This window comes from Celeribacter sp. (assembly GCF_048266405.1).
Lineage (GTDB): Bacteria > Pseudomonadota > Alphaproteobacteria > Rhodobacterales > Rhodobacteraceae > Celeribacter.
Map to the genome: position 1 here is coordinate 1 of NZ_JBLWZO010000031.1, position 8,210 is coordinate 8,210.

Below are 8,210 nucleotides of genomic sequence, written 5' to 3' on the forward strand. Positions count from 1 at the left end.
GATACTTGCGGCAGTCAAGGCAGTGACAAAGGCCGACCCGATATGGAAGGCCAGAGGCGATAATTCGGACGTTGCCGCATAGGCAGCCGCCGGTAAAGCGGTCCATGCTGCATCTCCTTAAAATTCAAACGGTCAGAATTTTTACAATAAACCGCACTGTCATCGCAATTGTACGCTGCGGGCGGGGATGGGGGGCTTTTATTGCGGGCGATGGTGATTGTGTTTCCGCACAGGGATAAAGAACGGTTGTTCAACCGACAACGATCACTGGCGATCAATGGATCGGTTGGAATATTAACGCAAAATACAAAGGGGGAGTTGGCTGGGGAACCTGGATTCGAACCAGGACTGACGGAGTCAGAGTCCGTAGGTCTACCGTTAACCTATTCCCCAGCAGAACTTTTGTCGCAACCGTGTGTGCAGTACGGCGTGTGGATTAATCGAACGCGAAATCATTGTCAACATCTAGTGTGCGTTCGTTCCGGTCCATATTGTCCTAATAGGCATGTCAAATTTGGCCGGGCTGGGCAGGATCTATCACGGGCGGATTTGGTGTCCTCGTGAAGGCCGGCCTGCCAATTTTTTCGCACTGTCAGGAATATATCGAAAGATTGCAGCGCCGTTTGTACGGGCATTTGGGCTTGCTCTTGCCTAGCGCGATACGTCTTTCATCTCGCGATGCACGATAATAATAGGCCAAATCAATACCTGGGGTGCAATTGCAGGTTGACAATGCCGGGTAACTAATTAGTAAGTATCAGTAAAATGTCCTAGGATAAGTTATGTTTTGAGGTCGGAACGCGTCATTATCTTTTGAGAAAGATGATGCAGCGTATCATTCGATGACAGTGTTCTGGTCTTAATCCAAAGTAAAAAAAACGCTAGGTCTCTTGGGGTGTTTTAACGAGGTCAGTTAGGATACCTTCATATGGGTTTTCGTCAGTGTCTTGGTAATCACGCCTCTTGGCTTGCCATAAGTGCGGGGCTTGTTGCTATTGGTGTGCCTGCTATGTCAGCTCAGGCTGCCGATCAAAACATCACGACGAACAGCCCGGGCACCATATCGTTAGCAGTTGGTGATAATTTATCGATCTCCTCAACCGGGACCATTAGTCAGGCCGCAGTGTCTGGTGCTGTGACGATTGGTGATATTACAAATGATGGCGTCATCACAGGCGTAACAAATGGTATCGTTAACGCTTCCGGAACAATTGGCACTGTGACGAATACTGGCCAGATCAAGGGCACGCAAAATGGTGTTTCAATTAATTCTGGCGACATCAATTACATTACCAATTCAGGAACAATTACAGGAACCGGTAATACTGGCGTCAGAATGGGTGCTGGGGGTTCTATCGGCACGCTGTCGAATGCCGCGGGTGGTACCATCACAGGCGGTTCCTCAGGTATTTTGCTTAGCAGTTCCACAATTGGCACCCTGACCAATGCAGGCTTCATTTCAGGAACCTTTTATGGGGTTTTTGGTTTCGGTACCATCAATGCTATCAATAATAGCGGAACGATATCCGGGCAAACCGGGATACGCACGAATGGTGTCATTGGCTCTTTGGCCAATAGCGGCACCATAACCGGCACTAACGCCGGTATTTTCAAATATGGTCCCGCTTCAACGATCAGTACCGTGACCAATAGCGGGACCATCAGTGGTGCGACCGCGGCATTTAACGTTTCAACTGGCGCTATTGATACTATCGCCAATACCGGTGTGATCGCCGGGAATATCAACATTTCCACTGGCGCTGATGTGACGTTTACCGGCGGCAGTGGTACTGTTGTCGGCACCCTGACGGGGTATACTGCTGGCACGACGGGGACGATTACGGCCGGGGATGTGACTTTTCTTTCTGGCGCAATGCTTCTGGAAGACAACATTAATGCCAGTTCCGGCACAGGCACTGTCACCAATAGCGGTACCCTTTACGTCAACAAAACCATTAATGTTACCGGGAATTACAGCCAGTCATCTTCGGGTACTTTGGTGATCGGGGTGAGTAATGCAACCTATGGTCAAATCGTTGTATCCGGGTCTGCGGCCCTTGCCGGTCAGGTCAAAATCGTTGAAATCAGTACCGGTGCTATTGAGGCAGGTGATACTTTCACCATTATCAATGCATCAGGCGGTTCAACCGGCACTTTTTCCACCATTTCGATTACCGGTGCGAATTACAGTACCGTCACGTCGGGTGACGGGTCTTCGATCAGCATTATGTCAGGTTCTTCAGGCGGATCGCCTTTATGGCAATCAAGGGGTCAAAACGCCGGACAGGCATCCTTGGGGCAGGCGCTTGACGCGCTGTCGAACGACGCAGCTTATAGCGATATGTTGACCAAGATTAGCGCGCTTTCGTCGTCGGGACAAACTCGTGCGATGCAGCAATTGGCACCTGCCGTGGCCTCGGCCAATATGAGCAATTCCTTGGCCCTGTCTGGCCCGGTAACACAAGCAGTGCAAAACCGGCAGGTCGCCCAGCTTGATTCTGGTGCCAATATGGGGGCGGCGGCCGGGTCGGGTGTATTAAGTTCCGGCATTTGGGGGCAATTTCTGGGCGGGAGATCAGAATTGGAAGGGTCCGCTCTTAAAGGTGGCTATGGTGCCAATTATGTAGGCTTTCTTGTCGGGGCGGATACAGCCCCATCTGAAAATACAACTGTCGGTGTTGCCGTCAGTACGCTTTATGGCAAGATCAAAGGCAGTGATGCCGCATCCGGTCAGGACACCAATCTGACATCATACGCCCTAAGCTTTTATGGCACCTGGCGGCCCGACGGAGAGGCGCTTTATTTCGAGGGCGAAGCCGGGGCGGCCTATGACACTTATGAGCAAAACCGCAAAATTGATTTTTCCAGTCAGGTGGCGACTTCGGAATATGACGGGCAACATTATAATTTAAGGGTGGGGGGCGGATATGATATTCCTCTGTCTGCTGCGACGACAGTGACGCCTCTGACATCCTTTAGCCTGGCGTATGTAAACACTGAAAGCTACGGTGAAACCGGGGCTGGGGTTGCCAACCTGCATATCAATCAAAACAGCTTTCATTCGGTGGAAGGCGAGATTGGCGCACGTCTTTCACAAGAAGCGACCACTCCATTTGGTCCGGTTACCCTTGATGTCAAAGCCGCCCTTGTCCACGACTTTACCGGTGATCCGATCTCGCTTTCGGCGTCGATTGGCGGGATTGGTTTTGTGTCCTCATCTGATCGGCCGGATGAAAATGGTGTGCGGTTGGGGTTGGGCAGCACCCTTCTGGCTGATGATGGATTGTCGCTTCGCCTGCAATATGACGGCGATTTCCGCAGCGATTATAAATCCCATAACGGTATGTTTATTCTGCGCCAGGAATTCTAAATCAGAATTTTAATCCGGTAAGTGCCCATTTTTTGCAGGGTGGGGCTGTGATTTTATTGGGCTTTTGCCTTCTTCATCCTTAACGTTTATCTATGGATTTTACGGTTTGTTCTTATGCACAAAGCCACGCATTAAAAGATAAACATTGTTCCGATGAAAAACACACAGAAGCCTTCTGATTCCGGCACGCAACAAGCGACCATGACAATAGATCAGGCAATCGAGGCTGCTTACGAGCATTGGCGTGCCGGGCAATTGACCCAGTCGGAATATTTGTGTCAGGAAGTCCTGCGCGCCATTCCGGAGCAACCCCATACGCTTCATCTGATGGGGCTTTTGGCGCATACGCAGGGCAATCTTTCTTTGGCGATTGAATATGTCGGTCGTGCCTGTCGTTCTCCGCAGGCATCGGCAATGTTTTTTAGCAATCTTGCCGAAATGTGCCGACAGGCAGGCGAATTATCGCGCGGCGAAGTTGCGGGCAGGCGTGCAGTTGAACTGGCACCTGCACAGATCGAAGGCTGGAGCAACCTTGGCATCATTTTGCAAGAAAGCGGCAAATTTGAAGAAAGTCTTGATTGTCTTTTAAAAGCGATCAGGATGGATCCGCAGAACCCGCAAACTCATAATAACATTGCCAATACCTATATGCGAATTGGCCGTTTTGAAGATGCCAAAACCCATTATCACAAGGCGACTGAACTGGCGCCGGAATACAGCGAAGCACACAATAATCTGTCATTTCTGTTAAAAGAGACAGGTGATTATGAAGGTGCCTTGCAAGCGATTAATCGTGCGATCGAGATCAACCCGCAAAATATAGATGCCTATATCAATGCCGCAGGTGTTGCCATTGCCCGGCACGATGCCGAACAGGCCCATAAATGGTTAAATAACCTTATGTCCTTTGCGCCCGATCATCCGGGAACATTGATGACACGCGCCAGAATAATGCAACTGACCAGCAATTACGCAGAAGCAGAAAAATCTGCGCTTGAGGCCATTCGCAAAATACCGCAAAGCGGTGAAGCCCATCAGGTTTATGCCGATATTCTGAAATCGCTTGGCAAGGTTGATCCGGCGATGGTGGCTTACGACAAAGCAATTTCATTGCCCAATCCCAAGCGATTGCAAGCGATGCAGGGCAAAATAGTGCTTCTGATCGAAATGGGTGACGGTGATGCCGCGCGTGAAATTATTGTCGATGTGCTGAAACAAGGCGGTCGTATCGTCGATGCGCTTGTAGCCTATAGCGAGATTAATACATTCGACGCCAAAGACCCGCTGATCGGCAAAATGGAAGATATGCTTAATGCCACGGGCAATGATGCACCGACGCCGACAGAAGCGACCATCTTGCATTTTGTGCTGGGCAAGGCTTTCCTTGACATCGACGCCCCTAAGAAAGGTTTTCAGCAATTTGCCCTGGGCAACAAGGCGAAACGCAAGACCCTTTCTTATGATTCCGATCAATCTGTTGGTTGGCTGCAAGCGGTTGCAAAAACCTTCACGCCCGAGTTGATGGATAAGTTTTCCGGGGGCGGTGATCCGTCCGATACGCCGATCTTTATTGTCGGCATCCCGCGCTCAGGCACGACCCTGACGGAACAGATCCTTGCATCTCATCACATGGTTCATGGTTGCGGGGAGCTTAAAATTCTGCCTGGCCTGATCGGTCAGATAAGCGCCAAACCGGATATCAGGACGACTTTTCCAGATTTCATGGGAAAAATTTCACCTGATATGCTCAATGAAGCCGGGGAAGCGTATCTGAAGGAGATCAGAGCAAGATCCCCGCATAAACCCTATCTTGTCGATAAAATGCCGGCCAACTTCATCTATGTCGGTCTTATCAATCTGATTTTTCCGAATGCAAAAATCATTCATTGCCGACGTGATCCCGTTGATACCTGCCTGTCTTGCTACACCAAATTGTTCGGCGATCATCAACAATTCACCTATGACTTGACTGAGCTTGGTGCATTTTACAATGCCTATAAGGGCCTGATGGATCATTGGCATGCCTTGATACCCAAAGACCGGCTGACCATTGTCGATTATGAGGCGATGGTCGATGATCAGGAAGGCGAAACCAGAAAACTTTTGGATTTTCTTGGCCTTGAATGGGACGATTCCTGCTTGGAATTTCATAAAACCAAACGTCAGGTTTCAACGTCAAGCTTTGCGCAAGTGCGCGAGCCGGTTTATCGCACCAGTGTGCAAAGATGGAAAAAATATACTCCCTATCTGCAACCGCTTCTTGATGCCTTATATCCCGATGGGGTTCCTCAAGAATGAATGAGGAAGCCCTGCAAGGTATTGCAAACGATATTCAGCAATGCCTGAACACCGGCGCGCTTGACCAGGCCGAGGCCAAGGCACGTGCTGTTCTGGCTTCGGGGACTGGGCCACTTAACATTTGGCATATGTTGGCCGATGCCGTCCGCAAACAAGGCCGGATCGAAGAAGCCAAAGTCCTGCAGGAAATGATGCTTGAGCATCTGCCGCAAAATGTTGCTCTGCGCTTTGAGCTTGCCGAAACACTTTTGCTGCTGGGTGAATTTGATCGTGGTTGGCGCGAATACCGTTTCCGCTATAGCCTGCCTCATACGACAAACCTTGAACGTAAAGTACAGACGCCTCGCTGGGATGGCGCACCAATTGCGGGCAAGACCCTGCTTATTCATGACGAGCAAGGTTTTGGCGATACGTTACAGTTCATACGAATGGTGCCGTGGGTCAAGAAACGCAGTCAGGCAAATATCGTTTTGCAAATATCGCCCGAACTTGCATCCTTTGGCCGACGTATCCCCGGTGCAGATAAAATCATTATACGCGGTGAATTGCCGGGGCCTTTTGATCTGCATTGCGAAATGATGAGCCTGCCAATGGCCATGAAGTTGCAGATGTCAGATCTTCCGGGCGAAATACCCTATTTTCGCCCGGACCGCGCACGGCTTGAAATCTGGCGTAAAAAGCTGGCTTCGATACGCGGGCCGAAAATTGCTTTGGTTTGGGCCGGGCGCCCCACCCATCTCAATGACGCCAATCGCTCCATGGATTTGGCTCAATTGGTACCTTTGGCGGCAGAAAACAAAGACATAACCTTTCTCTCTGTTCAAAAGGGTCCTAAATCGGACGAGGCGAACACGCCGCCTGAAAATATGAAAATCGTCAATCTGTCAGACGATATCCAAGATTTTGAAGATACCGCGGCCATTCTGTCGTTGGCGGATTTATTGATTTCTGTTGATAGCTCGCCGGTCCATCTGGCCGGTGCGTTGGGCCGTCCGGTATGGACAATGTTGCCTTTTGTGCCGGACTGGCGCTGGTTGATGAACCGTTCTGATACCCCATGGTATCCCGATATGCGGTTGTTTCGCCAAAATCAGATCGGAAATTGGGGGGATGTTGTTTCCGAAATGGCAAAGGCCATCCCGGCATTTTTAAAAAGTCGGGCTTAAGGGGGCGTGACAAAATGATCCGTCAGGGCCGCTTCGATATTGTTGGTATCCTTGACGGGATTCCAAGGCATTTTGGGCAGCGGGAGGCCCCTCTGACCGGCCTGCTGTGCAATATCATCACCTTGATGGCTGTGCTGGTTGTCGCCTTGTCCTTAAGCGCATGTAGCTCGGTAAAAATACGGCGTGAAGATGCTTTTGCCCTTATTAAGGACGCCAATTGGCAATCAGGCGTTCTAAATGCCGGGAATTTTGACCTGTTGGGTGCTTGGCCGATATCCCCCCCATCAGGTGCAACTGGTTCGGCCGGCTTAACCATTTATATCGAGGGCGATGGTCTGGCCTTTTCCCGGCCCAACCGACCCTCGCAAAACCCCACGCCAACTGACGCCATTGCCTTGAAAATGGCTATTGCCCATCAGGGGCCGGGGGCAGTTGCTTATCTTGGGCGTCCTTGCCAATATGTTCTTGATGCTCATTTGCGCAATTGCGACCAAAGTTACTGGACGAACCGGCGCTATGCGCCAGAAGTTATTTCATCGGCAAGCTATGCGATTGATCAGTTAAAAGAACGCAGTCGTGCCAAAAACATCACATTGGTGGGGTATTCCGGTGGTGGTGCCTTGGCGGTTTTACTTGCCGTCAAACGGACTGACGTTACCGAAATCATTACTGTTGTCGCCAATCTTGATCTTGGCTATTGGGTTGCGCGGGATCATTTTACGCCATTGACGGGGTCCCTTGATCCGGCTGATTTTGCAACCGATGTCGCCCAAATTCCGCAAATTCATTTAACCGGTAAAAAAGACACGGTGGTTGGCACCGATGTCGTTCAGGCTTTTTTGGTGAAAATGCCGCCCGGTCATCATGCTCATCTGATTGAGTATCGCGGGTTTAGTCATAACTGCTGTTGGGCTGAACAATGGCGATCCATCGAACTATCCCTGAAAAACAGGCCCTAACGTTCTACGCGTTCATTGCGGGCGTAGCACAAGGCAAATGCTTTGGCCGTGGTCTTGTGGTCGCGCGCAAGCATGCTCTGATCGCAAATTATAAATTTGCGAAAATGGCGCGGCGCAAATCGGGGAGGGGGCAACATTTAATTGTGCCGTCAAAACGCCGGTCAATAAAATAGGGACATTGTTTGGGGGAATTGGCTTGGAAATCTGGCTGGGGAACCTGGATTCGAACCAGGACTGACGGAGTCAGAGTCCGTAGGTCTACCGTTAACCTATTCCCCAACAGAACGTTGTACGCCATAAGGCGTGGGGCGCTGTTTATAAAACCGGTGGCGCTTTGGCAAGACCTTTTTTGCCGGTTATGTGGTCTGACATACATAACCATGTGTAAAATGCATAGGGGATTTGCCTTGTGCTACA

Annotated in this window: 4 protein-coding genes, 2 tRNA genes and 1 pseudogene; 4 read left to right on the forward strand and 3 right to left on the reverse strand. The window is 50.3% G+C overall.

From position 1 onward, the window contains the following. Nucleotides 1-106 (reverse strand): annotated as a pseudogene (locus ACN0TS_RS18730) (GFA family protein); the annotation flags it as partial. A gap of 213 nt (nt 107-319) precedes the next feature. After that, nucleotides 320-393: transfer RNA gene (locus tag ACN0TS_RS18735), tRNA-Gln, on the reverse strand. 535 nt (nt 394-928) lie between these two features. On the opposite strand from ACN0TS_RS18735, the gene ACN0TS_RS18740 reads away from it, so the two are divergent. The 4 genes from ACN0TS_RS18740 (at nt 929) to ACN0TS_RS18755 (ending at nt 7,793) form a co-directional block, all read left to right on the forward strand. After that, complete coding sequence (locus tag ACN0TS_RS18740) at nt 929-3,370, forward strand: autotransporter outer membrane beta-barrel domain-containing protein (RefSeq protein WP_417260848.1); 2,442 nt, start codon at nt 929-931, stop codon at nt 3,368-3,370. Between the two features lie 153 nt (nt 3,371-3,523). Further along, entirely contained in the window at nt 3,524-5,668 is a 2,145-nt protein-coding gene (locus ACN0TS_RS18745; RefSeq protein ID WP_417260849.1) for a tetratricopeptide repeat-containing sulfotransferase family protein, read from the forward strand. Continuing rightward, nucleotides 5,665-6,834, forward strand: a complete 1,170-nt coding sequence (locus tag ACN0TS_RS18750) for a glycosyltransferase family 9 protein (RefSeq protein WP_085621250.1) — start codon at nt 5,665-5,667, stop codon at nt 6,832-6,834. Before ACN0TS_RS18745 ends, ACN0TS_RS18750 begins: the two co-directional genes overlap by 4 nt. A gap of 14 nt (nt 6,835-6,848) precedes the next feature. Next, the gene (locus tag ACN0TS_RS18755) at nt 6,849-7,793 is read left to right on the forward strand and encodes an alpha/beta fold hydrolase (RefSeq protein WP_417260850.1); all 945 of its coding nucleotides are present in this window, start codon (nt 6,849-6,851) and stop codon (nt 7,791-7,793) included. Between the two features lie 205 nt (nt 7,794-7,998). On the opposite strand, the gene ACN0TS_RS18760 is transcribed toward ACN0TS_RS18755, so the two are convergent. Beyond that, nucleotides 7,999-8,072 (reverse strand) — tRNA-Gln (locus ACN0TS_RS18760). Between the last annotated feature and the right edge of the window lie 138 nt (nt 8,073-8,210).